General features: G+C 29.9%; 1 protein-coding gene and 1 pseudogene. One reads left to right on the forward strand and one right to left on the reverse strand.

Going from position 1 to position 1,417, the window contains the following annotated elements; all coding sequences use genetic code 11:
- Positions 1 to 700, reverse strand: a pseudogene (locus D8787_RS11205) (RNA-dependent DNA polymerase); the annotation flags it as partial.
- Between the two features lie 580 nt (positions 701 to 1,280).
- On the opposite strand from D8787_RS11205, the gene D8787_RS11210 reads away from it, so the two are divergent.
- Positions 1,281 to 1,417, forward strand: a 137-nt coding sequence (locus D8787_RS11210) for a helix-turn-helix domain-containing protein (RefSeq protein WP_142999762.1), incomplete at its 3' end; no start/stop codon positions are given.

The following is a 1,417-nucleotide window of genomic DNA, read 5'->3' on the forward strand; positions in this document are numbered from 1 at the left end:
GTGGTATTCCATAAGCATTCTTATTCAATTTACACTTATTTTCTTTTTTAAACATTCTAAAATCTTTAATATTTTTAAAATAACTAATATAATTATGTTGAACCAAAGGATTATCAGAATTATCTAAAGTTTTCTTATCAATAAATGCAAATTTTGTTAAAGATTTATAAATATTATACCAATCTGGTGGTAATTGTTTAACATTTAAAATATCAGACAATCTTGCTTTTAATAACTCATGATCAAGAGTATCAAAAAATTTTTCAAAATCACCAACTATAACATATGCAGTAGGTTGTTTCTCTATGAACTGAATTGCCTCCGCTGCAAAATTAATGTTACTTTGATGCTTTCTATTAGTTCGATAAGCAACAGAATATTTGTCAAGCTTTGCTTCTGTAATCCATTCGTTATAATAGATATTTAATATATCAGAGTAGTATTTATATATGTAGCTATCTAAATGTCCTGCATACATTATGGTACGTATTTTCTGTTTAACAGGCCTATTTCCCAAATCATCAGGCCCGTAACCAACATATTTTTCAGATATTTTATCATAACACAAAAAAGGAAGAAAGCTATGGTGAGCAATCTTCTCTGGGTTTATAATGTAATTCTTAACTTTATCAATAGAAACTTGTCTATCAATATGCAAATAACCTTTGCATCGATATAAATTTAAATTAACTTTTTTCATACATCAAAAGGAGCAATATTAACAATAGGTCGGTAATCCTAAAAAGTTAATATTGCACGCTTAACTACTATTACTAACTACCGAATATTAAATAATTGCTTGTTATCTTAAGAAGTGTAAAGAACAACATAAACTGTTTCACCTTTCTTTTATAGAAACATTCAATTAGAATTTGCATAAGAGCCGAACTGAGCTTCACATTAATTGATAAGCGAAGGTCGGATCCAAAGTGCGGAATGTAGCGCTTTGATAGTTTCACACTAATAATCGTAGCGATGAAGATCGCTAAAGGGAATGCGTAACCTGTCTTTATTATAACACGAAATTCTATCGTGAGCAATAAAGAATTCAAAGAACAAGCTAAATCCAATATCCCATACGGCTAATCCTATGGACATTTATAATTATACCATATAAATTTAATCTAGTAAAGTATATATTAATCATTAACAAATTTTACAAACTTATGGTAACTTCTCAAAGTAACTTCCACTTGGCTTGTCAAAGTAGAAGTTAGTCTAAAACGGATTTTTATGGTGGAATTAAGTATGAGACGTTTGAGTTAGAAATGAGGTCCACTATGACAAAACATAAACACCTNACCCTTTCAGACCGTAATGATATCCAATTAGGCTTAGAGCGCGGTGAAACCTTCAAAGCTATTGGACAACTTATTCTAAAAGATCCGACAACCGTTTCCAAAGAAGTCAAACGAAA

The sequence above is a fragment of the Streptococcus mitis genome (assembly GCF_003944325.1).
Lineage (GTDB): Bacteria > Bacillota > Bacilli > Lactobacillales > Streptococcaceae > Streptococcus > Streptococcus mitis_CW.